This window comes from Streptomyces sp. NPDC006655 (assembly GCF_040703965.1).
GTDB lineage: Bacteria > Actinomycetota > Actinomycetes > Streptomycetales > Streptomycetaceae > Streptomyces.
Genome location: NZ_JBEYJU010000031.1, coordinates 38,992 through 57,225, shown reverse-complemented (window position 1 = coordinate 57,225; position 18,234 = coordinate 38,992). Strand labels below are relative to the sequence as shown.

Sequence of the window (18,234 nt, the reverse complement as noted above, 5' to 3'; positions counted from 1 at the left end):
ATCACCCGCCAGATGTCGACAAGTCCCCAAACTCGCGATCAGTGGCCGGAGCCGCTGCCCAGATCCTTGACCCAGCTGCTGACCGTGCCGGCCCAGTCGCTCAGCTGGTGCCAGTAGCCGCGGCCCTGCCCGACCCAGGTGTGCACCGGGGTCAGGTCCCAGATCAGCCACCCCGCGACGAACAGGATGACGACCATGAACAGGCAGCCCTTGAGGCAGCCGAGGCCGGGGATCCGCATCGGGTTGGCGCTGCGCCGGCGGGGTTCGCGGGGTTCACGCGGGGCCCGCTGCGGCTCGGCCGGGGGCGCGTAGCGCTGCTGCGGCTGCTGCGGTGGCGGGGCGTACTGCTGCGGCTGGTGTCCGTACCCGGCCGGCTGCTGCCCGTACCCGTCCTGGCCGCCCTGCCGGCCGCGCGGCTGCGGGCGGCGGACCGGCTGCTGCTGCGGGGCCGGGCGCGGCTGCTGCTGTTGCGGCCGGGCGACCTGGCGCTGGGGGCGGCGGCGGAGCGGGTCCTCGCCCGGGTCGAGGTACTGGACCTGGGTCTGCTCGTTGCGGTCGCGGGCCGCGCGGAGCTGGGTCTGCCAGGGGTGCGGCTGTTCCGGCTGCTGCGGGCCGCCCGGCGCCCCCTGTGGCATCGGCGGCATGACGGCGGTGGGGTCGGCGGCTCCGGTGTTCGGCAGCACCGCGGTCGGGTCCGCCGCGCCGGCCGGACCGCCGGTGTGCGGCAGGACGCTGGTCGCGGCGTTCGGGTCGTACGCGCCGGTGTTCGGCAGCACCTGCGTGGGATCGGCGGAGCCCGGTACGGCCGCCGGCGCCGGGTCGGGGGCCAGCAGTACGCCGACGCCCTCGGCCGCGGCGATCTGCGCGGAGTTCGCGTGCACGCCGATGCCCTCGGCGACGACGCGCAGGCCGCGGGCGAGGTTCTCGGCGCTGGGCCGGTCGTCGGGGTTCTTGCGCAGGCAGCGCTCTATGACCGTCCACAGCGGGTCGGGGACGGTCGAGGGGCGCCGCGGCTCGGCGCTGAGGTGCTGGTGGAGGACCTCCAGGGCACTGCCGCCGGAGAACGGCGGACGGCCGGTGACCAGCTCGTACAGCAGGATGCCCGCGCCGTAGATGTCGACGGCGGAGGTCTGCGGGCGGCCCTCGGCGGACTCCGGGGCCACGTACGCGGGCGTGCCGACGAACTCGTGGGTGCGGGTGAGGCCCGGGGAGTCGGCGAGGCGGGCGATGCCGAAGTCGGTCAGCATCGGGTGCATCTGGCCGTTGTACTGCGCGAGCAGCACGTTGGCCGGTTTCAGGTCGCGGTGCACGACGCCGTCGGCGTGGCTGGCGGCGAGCGCGTCGGCGACCTGGGCGGTGAGCAGGGCCGCGGCGACGGGCGTGAAGGGGCCGTTCTCGCGCAGGTAGCGGTGCAGGTCGGGGCCTTCGACGAGGTCCATGACCAGGGCGAGCAGATCGCCCTCGACGACCAGGTCGCGGACCCGGACGATGTTCGGGTGGGTGAGGCGGAGCAGGACGGAGCGCTCCCGGAGGAAGCGCATCACGATGTCGGGGTCGCTCGCGAGCTCTTCCTTGAGCACCTTGATCGCGACGGTCTCACCGGGCTGGCCGGGCACGGCCGCCTCGGCGCCCGCGGTCTCCCGCTGGCGGGCACGCCAGACGGTGCCGGTGGCGCCGCGTCCGAGCGGCTCCTCCAGGAGGTACTTGCTGCCTACCGGCCGCACGTCATGCGCTCCCTGCTGCTTGCTGGTGTGTCCGGGCCTTGTGTGTCCGACCCACTGTAGTGCTGTGGTGCCCGGGGCCGGGCTGTCGTCCGGCTGTGCCTGCGCCTGTCCGGTCGGCAGCCGACATGCGTTCCGGACGTATCCCCATACGTAGGCGTTCCCGCGCGCGTTCGATGGAAAGACGCGTGCTTCGGTCCGTCGGTTGCCGGGCCCGGACGTGACCGATCTCAAGTGATCGCGCACGCGGTACTGGTCAGGCACTTTTGGGGGCAGAGCCGACCAATCAAGATCACTTACCATCGGGGCGTGGGCGCGTTGTCAGTGGCAGGTGCGAGGATGCGTGCGACAGCAGAACTGGCCGACGTGCTCGTGGCGGTGGGGGGAATTCCGCGCCCGCGCAGAAGGGACCGCTGACGGCGATGCAGATCCGGCTGACCGTCGTAGACCCGCTGGGCCCTGCCGCGCAGCGGGGCCGGGCCGTGAGCCGCGACGTGCTGGTGACGGCGCCGACGGGCACGGATCTGGCCGCGGTGGCGTCCGCGCTGGCCTCGGCGGTCACCGGCGACGGCAGTCTGGGCGGCCGTGAGGCGAGCGGTGCCCCGGTCGTGCTGTACGCGGGGGTGGAGCGGCTGGACGCCCGCCGCCGCATCCTGGGCGAGCCCCCGCTGGTCGACGGCGCGGTGCTGTCCCTGGGCGCCCCCGCCGCTCCCGAGCCGCACCCCGAACTGGACGACGCCCCCACCCAGCTGCATGTGATCGCCGGCCCCGACGCGGGTGGGGTCCATCTGCTGCACGGCGGCCAGATCACCATCGGCCGCTCCGCCGACGCCGACGTCCCGCTCGACGACCCGGACGTCTCCCGGCTGCACTGCGCGGTGACGGTCGGCGCCGACGGCCGGGTCTCGGTCGCCGACCTGCACTCCACCAACGGCACGGCCCTGGACGGCAGCCGCGTCACCGACCGCCCGGTCCGCCTCACCCCGGGAGCGCTCCTGCGCATCGGGGAATCCGCCCTGCGGCTTACGCCGTCCGGGGGGCCGGGGGCCCGAGTGGGTACGGCCCCGGACGGCGAGGGCTGCGTACGGGTGCTGCTCGACGGGGAGGGCGGGGAGGCCGGCGGGGACCCCGTGGACGCCCCCGCCGTCGAGACCATGTCGGGTCCGGCGGGCCGCACCCAGCACGCGTACGGCCCGGCGGGCTGGGGAGCCCCGGGCGGGCCGCCGGGGGGCCACGAGTACGGCCCGGCGGACGCACCGGTCGTCCCGGCGCAGGGGGACGCGCCGCGGATAGAGAGCCGGGAGGGACTCCCGGGGGCCGGCCGGCGAGGGGGCGCGCCGCAGGACGAGTGGGGACGCGGTGTGCCCCAGGGCGAGCGGGGAGGTGGCGCGGCCCGGACCGGACGCGGACATCACGAGCCGCCCTCGACGCCGGGGGGCGGGCGCGGGGGGCTGCCCGGTCCGCGCGGTGGTGCCACGGGGGCCCACGGCTTCGACGGCTCGTCCGGCGACGGGACGCACGGCTCCGGCTCCGGCTCCGGAGCCGAGGGACCGTGCGACGGAGCCGAGGGACCGTACGGCTCCGGCGACACGCACGCCGGTCGCGCCGGAATCCTCGGCCCCGGCGGCCGGGACTACGGCACGCGTCCCGACCCCCTGAGCACCGGCACGCCCCCCGGCCGCGACGCCCGAAGCGCACGCACCAGCCCCGGCCCCGGCGGCCGGACCACCGACACGCACCCCGACACCCGAGGCGCACGCACCACCCCCGGCGGCCGGACCACCGGCCCCGGCCGCGCCTCCTCCGCATCCGACCCGGCGCCCCCCGGTCCGGCCACGCCGCACCGACCCTTCCCGCACCCGGCGCCCCCGACCGGCGAAGCCGGTGACCCCGCCGCCCCCTCCGGGAGACGCAAAGGCACTCCCCTCCGCGGTACCGACGCCCCGGCCCTGCCCGGCGGTGCCCGCAGGCGCGGCGGTCTCGGGGCCTGGGCGCGGCGGCTGGCCGGCGGGCGCGGTGAGCCCCCGTCCGCCGCCGTCGGCGAGACCGCGGCCGAGGACGGCGTCGCCCCGTCGGCCGGTGTCGCCGCCCAGCCCGAGACCTGGCCCGACCCTGCCGCCCTGCTGCTGACCGCGCTCGGCCCCGGCCCCCGCCTCTGGGAGCGCGGCCCCGGTCACCCGGAGGCGCTCACCGTCCGGCTCGGCACGGCGGACCGCCCGGCACCCGACGGCTCCGGACTGCTGCCCGCCGTACCCGTCACCGCCGGTCTGCGCGAGTCAGGCGCCCTCGGCCTCGCGGGCCCGCGCGGCCGTCTCGCCGGGCTCGCCCGTTCGGTGCTGGCCCAGCTCGCCGCCCTGCACTCGCCCGACCTGCTGGAGATCGTGCTGGTGAGCGCGGACCGGGCCCGCCCCCTGGAGGAGCGGACGGCCGAGTGGTCCTGGCTCGGCTGGCTCCCGCACGTCCGCCCCGGGCACGGGCAGGACTGCCGGCTGCTGCTGGCGTACGACCGCGAGCAGGCGGCGGCCCGGGTGGAGGAGCTGCTGCGCAGGGTGGAGGACCTCGCCGCCCCCCGGCGCCCGGCCACCCCGTCCGACCGCCCGGCCCTGGCCCCCACGGCGGACGCGCCGCCCGCCGATGACGTCCACCGTCCTTCCTGGGCCCGCGACGGCGGTGACCCCGACGACGGCAGCGGCGGCTTCCCGGGGCCGTACACGGTCGTCGTCGTGGACGGCGATCCGGGGGGTACGGCGCTGCGGGACGCGGTGGCCCGGCTGGCCGTGGCCGGACCGCGGGCCGGGGTGCACGTGATCTGTCTGGCGGAGACGGCGCCCACCTCCCCCGCCTCACCGGTCGCCGAGACCTACGAGCAGGCGTGCGCGGTGGCACCGACGTTCCGCGAGTGCGGGGCGGTGGCCCTGCTCAGCGGGGACGTGGCCACGGCGCTGCATCTGGTGCGGGTCTCCGCCGGCCCCGTCGGTCCCGGCACCCTGGCCGCGGTGGACGCGGTCTCGCCCGCCTGGGCGGAGCGGTTCGCGCGGGCACTGGCCCCGCTCCGCGCCGACGGGCCCGTCCCCGACCGGCACGCGCGCGTGGCAGCCCCGTTGCCCCAGTCCGCGCGGCTCCTGGACGAGTTGGGGCTGGCGCGGGCCACCCCGGCGTCGTTGATGGCCCGGTGGGCGGACGCGGCCGACGACACCGAGGCGCTGGGCGGCCGGGCCCGGGCGGTGCTCGGCGCGGGGCCGCGCGGTCCGCTCGTCGCCGACCTGGTCGCCGAGGGACCGCATCTGCTGGTCGAGGGCCCACCCGGCAGCGGCCGTACGGAACTGCTGCGGGCGCTGGTCGCGTCGCTGGCGGCGGCCGAGCGCCCCGACCGGCTCGGGATCGTGCTGATCGACGGCCGGGACGGCGTCGGCACGGGTGCCGGGCAGGGCGAGGGCCTGCGGGTGTGCACGGACATACCGCATGTCACCACCCACCTCACCGCCAACGACCCGGTGCGGATGCGGGAGTTGGCGCAGTCGCTGAGCGCCGAACTGAAGCGGCGGGCCGAGTTGCTGGGCCGCTCCGACTTCGCGGACTGGCACGCGCAGCGGGAGATCTCGGGCCGGATCGTCCCCCAGCGCGGCCGCCCCGCCGCCGCGGGAGCCGCCGACATAGAAGCGCCGCCCAGCTCCACGCTCCGGCTGCGTCCGTCGGCCGGTGCGGCGGCCCGCAGGCAGGCCGAGGCACCGCCCCCGCTGCCCCGCTTGGTGGTCGTGGTCGACGACCTGGACGCCCTGGTCTCCCCCGCGCTCGGTTCGCCGGGCCGCCCGGCCGCGGGTTCCGTGATGCGGGCGCTGGAGGCGGTGGCGAAGGAGGGCGACCGGCTCGGCGTCCACCTGGTCGCGGCGGCCGGCACGGGAGGTCGTACGGCGGAGACGGAACCCGCCCGGCAGGCCACCTTGCGCGTCGCCCTGGACGCGCCCGCGTCCGGCCCGGACGAACCGGCGCCGGGCCGCGGCCGCCTGACCACCCCGGACGGCCGCAGCACGGCGTTCCAGGCGGGCCGGGTCACCGGCCGGATCCCTCGCACGGCCACCCAGCGCCCCACGGTGGTCGCCCTGGAATGGCACCGGATGGGTGATCCGCCCGCCCGCCGCCCGGTCCGGGAACTGGGCAACGGCCCGACGGACCTGGCGCTGCTGGCGAGCGCCGTGGAGCGGGCGGCGAAGGAAGTGTCGGCGGCGCAGGTGCCGTCGCTTCTCTAGGGGCGGTTCTCCAGGGGCGGTTCTCCAGGGGTGGTTCTCCGGCGCCGCCGATCACAACGTGATCACGATCCCCCGCGCTGACCTGTAGGCACCCTTGCCGGGCACGCGGCCCCCGCGTACACCGGAGCGCACGGGACAGAGTTCTGACGTTCAATGAAGAACGACGAACGGGGAAGTGATGCGCAGTAACAGCAGCACCATCCGGACCGGCAGGGCCGTCACCACACTCGCCGCGCTGATGACGGGGGCCCTCGCGCTCACCGCCTGCGGCGGCAGCGACAAGAAGTCCTCCGACGACAACAGCGCCTCCGCCACTCCGACGAGCACCCTCAGCCTCCCGAAGCTCAACGGCACGACCCTGGAGGTCGCCGCCGTGTGGACCGGGCAGGAGCAGAAGAACTTCAAGCAGGTGCTCGCCGAGTTCGAGAAGCGCACCGGCGCGAAGGTGACCTTCGTGCCCGCCCAGGACCCGATCATCAACTTCCTCGGGTCGAAGATCGCGGGTGGTCAGCCGCCGGACATCGCGCTGCTGCCGCAGCCGGGCGCGATCAAGCAGGCCGTGCAGAAGGGCTGGGCGAAGCCGCTGAGCGCCGACACGGTCACGGAGGTGCAGAAGAACTACTCGCAGGGCTGGCAGGACATCGGCAAGGTCGGCGGCAAGCAGTACGGCGTCTACTACAAGGCCGCCAACAAGTCGCTGATCTGGTACAACACCAAGGTCTTCGAGAACGCGGGCGCCAAGGAGCCGAAGACCTGGCAGGACCTGCTGACGACGGCTCAGTCGGTCTACGACTCGGGCGTCACCCCGTTCTCGGTGGGCGGCGCGGACGGCTGGACGCTGACCGACTGGTTCGAGAACGTGTACCTCTCGCAGGCCGGTCCGGACAAGTACGACCAGCTCGCCCAGCACAAGATCAAGTGGACGGATCCGTCCGTGAAACAGGCGCTGACCACGCTGGCCCAGATCTGGGGCAAGAAGGGGTACGTGGCGGGCGGCGCGGCCGGTGCGCTCCAGACGGAGTTCCCGGCGTCGGTCACCCAGACCTTCACCGGCGGCGACCAGCCGAAGGCGGGCATGGTCTACGAGGGCGACTTCGTGCAGGTCAACATCGGTGAGACCAAGGCGAAGGTGGGCGCGGACGCGAAGGTGTTCCCGTTCCCGGCGGTCGGCTCGACCGCGCCGGTGGTCTCCGGTGGTGACGCGGCCGTCGTCTTCAAGGACTCCAAGGGCGCCCAGGCGCTGGCGAAGTTCCTGGCCTCCCCGGACGCGGCGACGATCCAGGCGAAGCTCGGCGGCTACCTCTCGCCGAACAAGAGCGTGGCGAACTCGTCGTACCCGAACGAGGTGCAGCGCAAGATCGCCCAGGCGCTGATCGCCTCCGGTGACGACTTCCGCTTCGACATGTCCGACCAGGCTCCGCAGGCGTTCGGCGGCACCCCGGGCAAGGGCGAGTGGAAGGACCTCCAGGACTTCCTGCAGAACCCGAAGGACGTCGCGGGCACCCAGGCGAAGCTGGAGAAGGACGCGGCGGCCGCCTACGGCAGCGGAAGCTGACCCGGGGATGGCATCGCCCGCCGCGGCGGGGGTCGGGAGGACCCCCGCCGCTCCCGGCCGTCGCAAGAGCGTGACCGGCACCCGCAGGACCGTGGCGGCTCTCTTCCTGCTCCCCGCCCTGGTGCTGCTCGGCGCGCTCGTGGTCTACCCGATCGGGTACTCGCTGATCCGCAGCTTCTACAACGCCGACGGGAGCGGTTTCGCCGGCTTCGACAACTACAAGGCGATCTTCACGGACGACGGCATCCGCACCGCCCTGAAGAACAACATCATCTGGGTGGTGTTCGCGCCGGCCGTCTCCACCGCCCTCGGTCTCGTCTTCGCGGTGCTGACCGAGCGGGTGCGCTGGGGGACGGCGTTCAAGCTGGTCGTCTTCATGCCGATGGCGATCTCGATGCTGGCCGCCGGCATCATCTTCCGGCTGGTCTACGACCAGGACCCGGACAAGGGCGTGGCGAACGCGGTCTGGGTCGGCATCCATGACACCTTCGCCCAGTCCTCGGCGTTCCCGAACGCCCACCTGGGCCGGGAGTCGCCCCTGGAACCGGACCAGGGTGGCTTCCTCACCACGGCCACCGTGCACACCGGCCAGACCGTCGCCCTTCCCCTGGTCGGCGTCGCGCCCGACCAGATGCCGGGCGGTGCGAAGAGCGCCGTGGCGGCGAAGCCGGACCCCGGGAAGATCACCGGCACCACCTGGCAGGACTTCACCCGCGGCAAGGGCGTCGGCAGGCTGGGTGCTCCCGACCCGTCCGAGCTGGGCTACGACGGGATGCGGATCGAGGCGGTGAAGAACGGCACGGTGGTGGCGTCCACGAAGGCCGCCGCCGACGGCACCTTCACCCTGCCCGCCAGCGCCGACGGGGCCCGACTGCGGCTGCCCGCGAGCAACTTCAAGCAGCCCTACAACGGCGTCGACTGGCTCGGCCCGTCCCTGGTGACACCGGCCATCATCGGGTCGTACGTCTGGATGTGGGCGGGGTTCGCGATGGTGCTGATCGCCGCCGGGCTGGCGGGCGTGCCCCGGGAGCTCCTGGAGGCGGCGCGGGTGGACGGGGCGACCGAGTGGCAGGTGTTCCGCAAGGTCACCGTGCCGCTGCTGGCCCCGGTCCTCGCGGTCGTCACCGTCACCCTGATGATCAACGTGCTGAAGGTCTTCGACCTCGTGTACATCATCGCGCCGGGCTCCTCGCAGGACGACGCGAACGTGCTCGCCCTGGAGCTGTACCGCAAGGGCTTCTCGGAGGGCCAGCCGGGCATCGCGAGCGCGATCGCGGTCTTCCTGCTCCTCCTGGTGATCCCGGTGATGTGGTTCAACGTGCGTCGGCTTAGGCGGGAGGAGCGGCGATGAGCTGGCACCGCCTGTTTTTCGGCTGGGGGTCCGGGGGTCGCCCCCCGGGACGGCGCAGTAACGTGCGTCGGCTTAGGCGGGAGGAGCGGCGATGAGCTGGCACCGCCTGTTTTTCGGCTGGGGGTCCGGGGGTCGCCCCCCGGGACGGCGCAGTAACGTGCGTCGGCTTAGGCGGGAGGAGCGGCGATGAGCTGGCTGTTGGAGAAGATCAACGGCGGTCTGGTGCGCGCCTTCCTGATCGTCGTCGCGCTGTTCTGGCTGGTGCCGACGATCGGGCTGCTGGCGTCGTCGCTGCGCTCGCCGGAGGACATGAGCGCGAACGGCTGGTGGCACGTGTTCGGCAAGCCGTCCCAGCTGACGTTCGACAGCTACCGAAAGCTCCTGGAGAACGGCGACATCACCCACTCCCTCTGGAACACGGTCCTGATCACCGTCCCGGCGACGATCCTGGTCGTGGTCATCGGGGCGCTGGCCGGATACGCGTTCGCGTGGATGGAGTTCCCGGGCCGGGACTGGTGGTTCCTGATCGTGGTCAGCCTGCTGGTGGTGCCGGTCCAGGTGGCGCTCATCCCGATCGCCGAACTCTTCGGCAAGATCGGGCTGTTCGGCACGATCTTCGGCGTGATCCTGTTCCACGTCGGCTTCGGTCTGCCGTTCGCGGTGTTCCTGCTGCGCAACTTCTTCGCGGAGATCCCGCGCGAACTGCTGGAGGCGGCCCGCCTGGACGGCGCCGGTGAACTGCGCCTGTTCACCCGGGTGGTGATGCCGCTCGGCGGGCCGGCCATCGCCAGCCTCGGCATCTTCCAGTTCCTGTGGGTGTGGAACGACATGCTGGTCGCGCTGGTGTTCACCAAGTCGGGCACCCAGCCGATCACGGTCGCGCTCCAGACCCAGGTACGCCAGTTCGGCAACAACGTCGACGTGCTGGCACCCGGCGCGTTCATCTCGATGGTCATCCCGCTGGCCGTCTTCTTCGCGTTCCAGCGGCAGTTCGTGACCGGGGTGATGGCGGGCGCGGTCAAATAGCCGCGCCGGAGGCATCCGTGCCGACGGAAGGGAGGGCGGGCCGGTGACCGGCCCGCCCTCCCTTCCGCTCGCCGTACGTCACCCACATGACGTAGGGAACCGTAACCACATCACTCCATCGGCCGTTCCCGGGCAGAACGCCCGCGCCGACCGACCCATGGATGCCCCTTGCCCAGGTTCAGTGTCATTGTCCCCGCGTACAAGGTCCAGGCGTATCTGCCCGAGTGTCTGGACTCGGTGCTCTCGCAGTCGTACCCCGATCTGGAACTGATCGCCGTCGACGACCGCTCCCCGGACGCCTGCGGCACGATCATCGACGAGTACGCGGCCCGGGACGCGCGGGTGCGGGCGGTGCACCTGGCGGAGAACCAGGGTCTGGGCGGCGCCCGCAACGCGGGGATGGCGCAGGCGCGCGGCGACTACCTGGTCTTCCTGGACGGCGACGACACCCTCACCCCGGACGCGCTGCGGGCGGTCGCCGACCGGGTCAAGGAGACGGGCGAGCCGGACGTCCTGGTGTACGACTACGCGCGGACCTTCTGGACGGGCCGGGCGGAGCGCAACAAGCTCGCCGCGCAGCTGGCCGAAGAGGGCCCGGCGCCCTTCCGGCTCGAAGACCGGCCGGGGCTGCTCCGGGTGCTGATGGTGGCCTGGAACAAGGCGTACCGGCGGGAGTTCGTCGAGGAGCACGGCTTCGCCTTCCCGCCGGGGTACTACGAGGACACCCCCTGGACCTACCCGGTCCTGATGGCCGCCGGGTCGCTGGCGACCCTGGACCGGGTGTGCGTGCACTACCGGCAGCGACGGCAGGGCAGCATCCTCGGCACCACCAGCCGCAGGCACTTCGACATCTTCGACCAGTACGACCGGGTCTTCGCGTTCCTCGGCGAGCGGCCCGAACTGGCGCACTGGCGGCCGGTGCTGTTCCGCCGGATGATCGACCACTTCTCGACGGTGTTCACCAAGAAGGAGCGGCTGCCCCGCGGCACCCGCGCCGAGTTCCTGCGCAAGGCCCGCGCCCACTGCCGCCGTTACCGGACCAGGGGCGGCCCGGTCCCCTGGCGCACCCGGCTCCGGCACGCCCTCGTCCACCACGGCATGCACCGCACCTACCGCGCCTTCCAGCTGGCGCTGTGGGCCCGCCGCCGGGCACTGAAAGCAGGCGTCAAGTCCGCCCGCGGGGTGCGCTCGGCCCTGCTCCAGCTGCACTACCGCGTCCAGCTGCGGCTTCCGCTGCGCGCCGACCGGGCCGTGTTCGCCGCCTACTGGAACCGCGGCCACGGCTGCAACCCGGGCGCGCTGGAGAAGGCGTTCCGCACCCACGCCCCGCACATCCGGACCGCCTGGATCGCCCGCCCCGAGCACCAGCACACGATCCCGCCGGGCCCGCGCCGGCTGCGCCCGGGCAGCCTCGGCTACTGGACGGCGCTGGCCCGCTCCAAGTACCTGGTCAACAACGTCAACTTCGACCGGCGGCTGCGCAAGCGCCCCGGCCAGGTGTTCGTCCAGACCCAGCACGGCACCCCGCTCAAGCACATGGGCCTGGATCTCCAGGAACACCCGGCGGCCGGCGCCGGCATGGACTTCGAGGAACTCCTGCGCGGCGTCGACAAGTGGGACTACGTGCTGTCCGCGAACCGCCACACCACCCTGACCTGGGAACGCGTCTACCCGGGCGGCTACACCACCCTCGAGTACGGCTATCCGCGCAACGACGTCTTCCAGCAGGCCACCTCGGCCGACGTCACCCGCATCCGCGAGTCCCTCGGCGTCCCCGAGGGCACGGTCGCCCTCCTGTACGCGCCCACCCACCGCGACTACCGGCGCACCCAGCGCCCCGTCCTGGACCTGGACCGGATCGTGCGCCGCCTCGGCCCGCGGTTCGTGGTCCTGGCCCGCGCCCACTACTGGCACGGCGGCCCCCTGGCGACGGGTTCCCGGGTGATCGACGTCAGCGACCACCCGAGCGTGGAGTCCCTCTGCCTGGCCTCGGACGCGCTGATCACGGACTACTCCTCGATCATGTTCGACTACGCCAACCTGGACCGCCCGATCGTCGTGCACACCGCCGACTGGGACGCCTACCACGCGGCCCGCGGCACCTACTTCGACCTGCGCGCCAGCCCGCCCGGCGCGGTCGCCCGCACCGAGGACGAGCTGATCGACATCTTCGCCACCGGGCACTGGTGCGGCTCCCGCTCCGCCCAGCTGCGCGCCGCCTTCAGGGAGCGGTTCTGCCGGTACGACGACGGACGCGCCGCCGAACGGGTGGTACGGCACGTGGTGCTCGGCGAGCCGGCGGGGCTGCCGGAGGTCGTCCCGCCGGGCGAGCGGCACCCGGTGCCGTCGGCCGCCGCGGGGTTCGTCCAGTCCCCGCTGGCCACCGTTCCGCAACCTTCCGGCCATCTGCCCGTCACCGAGAGCCGCTGAACGCCGTTTGCCTCGCAGGGAGTTCTCTCATGCCCCCGAACACCTCGCGGCCCACTCCGTCCCGGCCGTCCACCTGGCGGCCGGCGGGGCGACCGGGTCGTCTGCACACCTGAGAAAGAGCAGCATGCCCCGCTTCAGCATCATCGTCCCGTCCCACGGGGTCGCCGGCCGGCTGTCCCAGGCGCTGGACTCGGTCCTCGCCCAGTCCTTCGGTGACCTGGAGCTGATCCCGGTCTGCGACGGTCCCGACGCCCCGGCCGCCTCGGTCACCGCCGGTTACGCCGAGCGGGACTCCCGGGTGGTCCCGGTGCACTCCCCACCGTCCGCCGGGCTGAGCGGGGCCCGCAACACGGGCGTGCGGGCGGCGAGCGGCACCTACCTGCTGTTCCTGGACGGCGACGACGTGCTGGTGCCGGGTGCGCTGGCGCTGCTCGACGCACGGCTCAACGCCACCGGCGACGTCGACGTCCTGTACTTCGAGCACGAGCGGACGCCGTGGTGGGAGGGTGAGCCGACCAACCCGGCGGCACCGCTGCTGGCGTCCGCCCCGCCGGGCCCGTGCACGCCGGAGCAGGCGCCGGGGCTGACCGGGGTGGCGCTGCCGGCCTGGAGCGCGGCCTACCGCCGTGCGTTCGTCGCGGACCGGCGACTGGCGTTCCCCGCCGGTCACTTCACGGACGTCGGCTGGGGCGGCCTGACCACCGTCGCCGCCGGCCGGGTCGCGGCGCTGCGGGCGGTGATCGTACGGCACCGGCTGCGCCGTCAGGGCAGTCGGCTGAATCTGCCGGGACCGCACCAGCGGGACCTCCTGGACCAGGTGGAACTGGTCCTCCAGCAGGCCGCGGGGCTGCCGGACGACCGGGCGCGGGTGCTGTTCGAGCAGGTCTTCGGGCTGGTGCTGAGGACGGCCGCGCGGCCGGAGCGGATGCCGTCCGGGCACCGGGCCTTCTTCCGCCGGGCCGGGCGGCTGCACCGCGCCCACCGGCCCGCCGGGTTCCGGATGCCGGGCGGCAGCGTGGGGGTGCAGCACCGGCTGCTCGCGGCGGGGGCCTACACGGCGTTCCGGGCGCTGCGCGGGGTCAACCGGGTGGCGGTCCGGGCCGCCGGGCGGCTGCCCCGGCCGCGCATGCCGCTCACCCGGCTGCGCTACGCCCTCGAACTGCGCCGGCCGCTGGATCCGAACCTCGCCGTGTACTGCGCGTACTGGGGGCGCGGTTACGTCTGCAACCCGGCCGCGATCCACGCCGTGGCCCGCGCGCTCGCCCCGCGGATCCACTCGGTGTTCCTGGTGGAGGCCGGCCAGGAGCACACCCTGCCGAAGGACGTCGACCACGCGGTGATCGGCAGCCGCCGCTACTGGCAGGTGCTGGCCCGCGCCAAGTACCTCGTCAACAACGCCAACTTCGCCGAGGGGGTCGTCAAACGGCCCGGCAGCGTCCACCTCCAGACGCAGCACGGCACCCCGCTGAAGACGATGGGCGTCGACCAGTCGACGTACCCGGTGGTCGCCGCACGCAGCGGCAGCTTCACCAGACTGCTCGGCCGCGTCGACCGCTGGGACTTCAACCTCTCCGCCAACCGGCACTCCACGCAGACGTGGGAGCGTGCCTTCCCGGGCTCGTACCAGGCGCTGGAGTACGGCTACCCGCGCAACGACGTCTACTACACGGCGTCCGCCCACGACGTGATCCGGATCCGGCGCCGGCTCGGCGTCCCGGACGGCAGCACGGCCGTGCTGTACGCGCCGACCCACCGCGACCACCACACCGGGTTCGAGCCCGGCCTCGACCTGGAGGCGTTCTGCGACGCGGCCGGCGAGGACGTGGTGGTCCTGCTGCGCGCCCACTACTTCTACGACCGGGGACGCCTGCGCGGGGGCACCGGCCGGGTCATCGACGTCACCGGGCACCGCTCCGCCGAGGACGTGTGCCTGGCCGCGGACGCGCTGGTCACCGACTACTCGTCCATCATGTTCGACTACGCCAACCTGGACCGGCCGATCGTGGTCTACGCCGACGACTGGGAGGTCTACCGGGGGACCCGGGGCGTCTACTTCGACCTGATGGCGGAGCCGCCCGGGCCGGTCGCCCGGACCCCGGAGGAACTGGCCCGGATCTTCCGCGACGGCTCCTGGCGGGGCCCGGAGTCCAAGGAACTGCGCTCCGCGTTCCGGGAGCGGTTCTGCCAGTTCGACGACGGCCTGGCCGCCGAACGGGTGGTACGGCGGGTGCTGCTCGGCCAGCCGCCGGAGTCGATCCCGGCGGTGATCCCGCTGGCGGAACGGCTGCCCGCACCGTCCGCGAACCTCGTCAGGAGCTGACCGTGCCCCGATTCAGTCTGATCGTCCCCTGTTACCAGGTGCAGGGCTTCCTCCGCGAGTGCCTGGACTCGGTCCTGGAACAGTCCTTCCACGACATCGAGGTGATCGCCGTGGACGACCGCTCCCCGGACGGCTGCGGCGCCATCCTCGACGAGTACGCGGCCCGCGATCCGCGCGTGCGGGTGCTGCACCTGCCGGAGAACGTCGGCCTGGGGCGGGCCCGCAACGCCGGACTGCCCTACGCCACCGGTGACTTCCTCTTCTTCCTGGACAGCGACGACACCCTCACCCCGGGCGCGCTGCGGGCGATCGCCGACCGGCTCGCGGAGACCGGCGACCCGGACGTGCTGGTCTTCGACTACGCCCGCACGTACTGGTGGGGCGGCACCCGGCGCAACGCCCTCGCCGAGCTCCTCGGCGCCCGGTCGGACACCTTCACGGCCGCCGAACACCCGGCGATCCTCGACCTGTTGATGGTCGTCTGGAACAAGGTCTACCGGCGGGACTTCGTCGAGGAGAACGGCTTCCAGTTCCCGCCGGGCTACTACGAGGACACCCCGTGGACCTTCCCGGTCATGCTCAGCGCGGACCGGATCGCCACCCTCGACCGGATCTGCCTGAACTACCGCCAGCGCCGCCAGGGGAACATCCTCTCCACCACGAGCCGCAAGCACTTCGACGTCCACGACCAGTACAGACGGGTCTTCGCCTTCCTCGACTCCCGTCCCGAACTGGCCGGCTGGCGGCCCTTGCTGCACCGGAAGATGGGCGAGCACTGCCTGGACATCCTGGCCAAGCCGGACCGGCTGCCGCCCGCCGCCCGGGGCGAGTTCTTCCGCCGCACGGCGGAGTTGTACCGGGCGTTCCGGCCAGAGGGGGCCGACCTGGGTGTCCTGGGCGGCTCGTACCCCGCGTACCGGCTGCGACAGCAGGCGGAGCGGGCCGGCCGGGAGGGCGGACGGCAGGCGCTGCGGGTCCGGCGGGCGGCGGGCGTCCGGGTGCGGCGCGCGCTCACCGGGCTGCGCGCCCTGCGGCCGCTGGACGAGAACCTGGTCCTGTACTCGGCCTTCTCGCACCGGGGCATGCTGGGCGACCCGGCGGCCGTGTACCGCGCGGCCCGGGAGATCGCGCCGGGACTGCGTGGGGTGTGGGTGGTGAAGGACGAGGAGGTGGCGGCCGGGCTGCCCGCAGGAGTGGAGCACGTGCTGCTCGACTCCCCGGAGTACCTGCGGCTGACCGCCCGCGCGAAGTTCTTCGTCAACGACGTCAACTGGCCCGGCACGCTGGTGAAACGGCCCGGCAGTGTGCACGTCCACACCCATCGGGGCACCCCGCTCAAGTACCTGGGCGCCGACCTGCTGGGCAAGCCCGGCGCCCGGCTCGGTTTCGACGTGCCGCAGATGCTGCGCCGGGCCGACCGCTGGGACCACAGCCTGGTCGCCAACCGCCACTCGGAGCTGGTCTGGGAGCGGGCCTACCCCTGCCACTTCGCCTCGGCCCGCACCGGCAGCCCGCGCAACGACGTACTGGTGAACGCCGGCCGCCGGGAAGCCGGGGGCGGGGGTGGGGGCGTGGCGGGTGGCGGCTTCCGGGAGCGGTACGGCATCCCGGCCGACCACACCGTGGTGCTCTACGCCCCGACCCGCCGCGACTACGTCAGGGGCGGTCACGTCGACCGGATCGACCTGACCGGGTTCGCGGCGGACCTCGGTCCCGGTCACACCCTGGTGGTCCGGCTGCATCCGGCCCTGGCCACCGGCCCGGCCCGCGGTCTCGGCCTGGCCGAGTTGCACCGGCGCGGGATCGTGGTCGACGCGACCTGCGAACCGCACGCCGAGGAGGTCATGCTCGCCTCGGACGTGCTCGTCACCGACTACTCCTCCCTCATGTTCGACTACGCCAACCTGGACCGGCCGATCGTCGTGCACGCCGACGACTGGGCCACGTTCACCGCGAGCCGGGGCGCCTACCTCGACATCACCGCCGAGGCACCCGGCCACGTCTCGCACTCCTACCGGGAGCTGGCCTGGCTGTTCGCCTCGGGCGGTTGGCGGGACGAGGAGTCGGCACGGCTGCGGGCCGACTTCCGGTCGCGGTTCTGCGAGTTCGACGACGGACGGGCCGCCGAACGGGTGGTGCGAACGCTGCTGCTGGGTGAGTCGATGCCACCGGCCGGTGCCCGGGTGCCGGAGCCGGCGGCGGGCCACGATCTGCTGGCGGCGACATGAGACCGCGTACCTGGGTGCTGGTGCTGGCGGTCGTGTTCGCGGTGCTGCAACTCGCCGACGTCACCGGCCGGGACACCCCCGACTCCAAGAACTACGTGTCGTACGCGCTGACCCTCGGCGGCGCGGACCAGCGGCAGGCGGCGGTGGAGACGGTCGACTGGGTGTGCGCCGGACGTGCGTCGGGGGCGGAGCGCGCACGGCGCGTGGACGTGCTGCGCTTCCATGCGCCGAGTCCGGCGGGGAAGGTGTACGCCGCCTGCCGGTCCGACGAACTCACGCGGGTGGAGCGGAGGTTGCGGGCGGGCGGTGATCAGACGGACGGGCACGTCGTGCCGTTCGTGGGCCCCCGGCTGCGGGCGATCTTCGAGGTGCGGCCCGGCTATCCGGTGTTCCTGCTGCCGTTCGTCACGGTGTTCGGGGTGACCTGGGGGGTGTGGCTGGCCAGTGTGCTGGTCACGGTCGCGGGCGGGGTGCTGGTCTTCCTGGTGCTGCGGACGCTGTCGGTCCCGGTGCCGCTCGCGCTGACCGGTCAGGCCCTGTACTACGTCCTGCCGGTCGGTACGACCGCGATGCGGCCGATGACCGAGGGCCTGATGCTGGCGCTGACCCTGACGGCGGTGTGGGGCTGTGCGCTGGCCCTGACCGGGCGGGCACGGGCCGGCACGGCGCTGGTGGCGGGCCCGCTGCTCGCGCTGTTCGCCGTGAAGCACTCGCAGGCGCTGTTCCTCGGGGTGTGCCTGGCCGGGGCGGGCGCCGCGGTCGCGCTGCGGCGCCGACGGCACGGCCGGGCGCCGGGGCGCGGGGTGGTGGCGGTCGCGGCCGCCGGGTGCCTGGCGGTCGCCGGCACGCTGCTCCTCGCCCGGCTGCTGCACTATCCCTCCGAGGCGGAGAGCATGCAGGACCTGCTGACCAACCACTACGCCCACCCGGACCGGGTCCACCCCTGGGGGGAGTTCCTGCACCTGGAGGGGAACTTCTGGGTGGAGTGGCTGCGCCGGCAGGCGATGGCGCCGTTGTTCGCGGCGGCGCTGGCGGCCGGGGTGTGGGGGGCGCGGCGGCGGCCCGCGTTCGGAGTCTTCCTGCTGGCGGCGGCGGGCACCGGGATCCTCACCCAGGCCGCGCATCCGGACATCAACGTCTGGGGCGACCGGCTGATCGTGCTGGCCTGGCTGCTGCCGGTGGTGGGGGTGCCGCTGCTGCTGGAGCCACTGGCGCACCGGATGACGGCGGTGCCCGCACAGGGGGTGCCGAGGACGCTCGGCGTCACCCGGTGAGGTGAGCGTCGCGAACACTGTCGGTGGCTCACTCGATGAGGTGAGCGTCGCGAACACTGTCGGTGGCTCACTCGATGAGGTG

At 73.6% G+C, this 18,234-nt stretch carries 9 protein-coding genes; 8 read left to right on the top strand and 1 reads right to left on the bottom strand.

Annotated elements, in window-relative coordinates; translation table 11 throughout:
• Positions 1 to 38: 38 nt before the first annotated feature.
• Positions 39 to 1,724 carry a protein kinase gene (locus tag AB0958_RS19885; RefSeq protein WP_366891772.1) on the bottom strand — a complete coding sequence of 562 codons (1,686 nt, stop codon included), beginning with the start codon at positions 1,722 to 1,724 and terminating at the stop codon, positions 39 to 41.
• Positions 1,725 to 2,143: 419 nt separating this feature from the next.
• Between AB0958_RS19885 and AB0958_RS19880 the strand changes: the two genes are divergently transcribed.
• From AB0958_RS19880 to AB0958_RS19845, 8 genes are all read left to right on the top strand, one after another.
• Positions 2,144 to 5,968, top strand: coding sequence for an FHA domain-containing protein (locus AB0958_RS19880; RefSeq protein ID WP_366891771.1), 3,825 nt, complete (start codon positions 2,144 to 2,146; stop codon positions 5,966 to 5,968).
• Positions 5,969 to 6,146: 178 nt separating this feature from the next.
• Positions 6,147 to 7,523: an ABC transporter substrate-binding protein gene (locus AB0958_RS19875; protein WP_366891770.1), complete on the top strand. Its 1,377-nt coding sequence runs from the start codon at positions 6,147 to 6,149 to the stop codon at positions 7,521 to 7,523.
• A gap of 7 nt (positions 7,524 to 7,530) precedes the next feature.
• Positions 7,531 to 8,874, top strand: coding sequence for a sugar ABC transporter permease (locus AB0958_RS19870; protein WP_366891769.1), 1,344 nt, complete (start codon positions 7,531 to 7,533; stop codon positions 8,872 to 8,874).
• Positions 8,875 to 9,060: 186 nt separating this feature from the next.
• A complete protein-coding gene (locus AB0958_RS19865; protein WP_366891768.1) occupies positions 9,061 to 9,900 on the top strand; it encodes a carbohydrate ABC transporter permease in 840 nt (279 codons plus the stop codon).
• 168 nt (positions 9,901 to 10,068) lie between these two features.
• Positions 10,069 to 12,330 carry a bifunctional glycosyltransferase family 2 protein/CDP-glycerol:glycerophosphate glycerophosphotransferase gene (locus tag AB0958_RS19860; protein WP_366891767.1) on the top strand — a complete coding sequence of 754 codons (2,262 nt, stop codon included), beginning with the start codon at positions 10,069 to 10,071 and terminating at the stop codon, positions 12,328 to 12,330.
• Between the two features lie 124 nt (positions 12,331 to 12,454).
• Positions 12,455 to 14,650, top strand: coding sequence for a bifunctional glycosyltransferase family 2 protein/CDP-glycerol:glycerophosphate glycerophosphotransferase (locus AB0958_RS19855; RefSeq protein ID WP_366891766.1), 2,196 nt, complete (start codon positions 12,455 to 12,457; stop codon positions 14,648 to 14,650).
• A gap of 2 nt (positions 14,651 to 14,652) precedes the next feature.
• Complete coding sequence (locus tag AB0958_RS19850; RefSeq protein WP_366891765.1) at positions 14,653 to 16,878, top strand: CDP-glycerol glycerophosphotransferase family protein; 2,226 nt, start codon at positions 14,653 to 14,655, stop codon at positions 16,876 to 16,878.
• A complete protein-coding gene (locus AB0958_RS19845; protein ID WP_366891764.1) occupies positions 16,875 to 18,152 on the top strand; it encodes a hypothetical protein in 1,278 nt (425 codons plus the stop codon). Before AB0958_RS19850 ends, AB0958_RS19845 begins: the two co-directional genes overlap by 4 nt.
• Positions 18,153 to 18,234: the final 82 nt, after the last annotated feature.

Bases quoted from the DNA above. Each gene is read 5' to 3' on its own strand.
- AB0958_RS19880 (WP_366891771.1), top strand. From the start codon at position 2,144: ATGCAGATCCGGCTGACCGTCGTAGACCCGCTGGGCCCTGCCGCGCAG.
- AB0958_RS19875 (WP_366891770.1), top strand. From the start codon at position 6,147: ATGCGCAGTAACAGCAGCACCATCCGGACCGGCAGGGCCGTCACCACA.
- AB0958_RS19870 (WP_366891769.1), top strand. From the start codon at position 7,531: ATGGCATCGCCCGCCGCGGCGGGGGTCGGGAGGACCCCCGCCGCTCCC.
- AB0958_RS19865 (WP_366891768.1), top strand. From the start codon at position 9,061: ATGAGCTGGCTGTTGGAGAAGATCAACGGCGGTCTGGTGCGCGCCTTC.
- AB0958_RS19855 (WP_366891766.1), top strand. From the start codon at position 12,455: ATGCCCCGCTTCAGCATCATCGTCCCGTCCCACGGGGTCGCCGGCCGG.
- AB0958_RS19845 (WP_366891764.1), top strand. From the start codon at position 16,875: ATGAGACCGCGTACCTGGGTGCTGGTGCTGGCGGTCGTGTTCGCGGTG.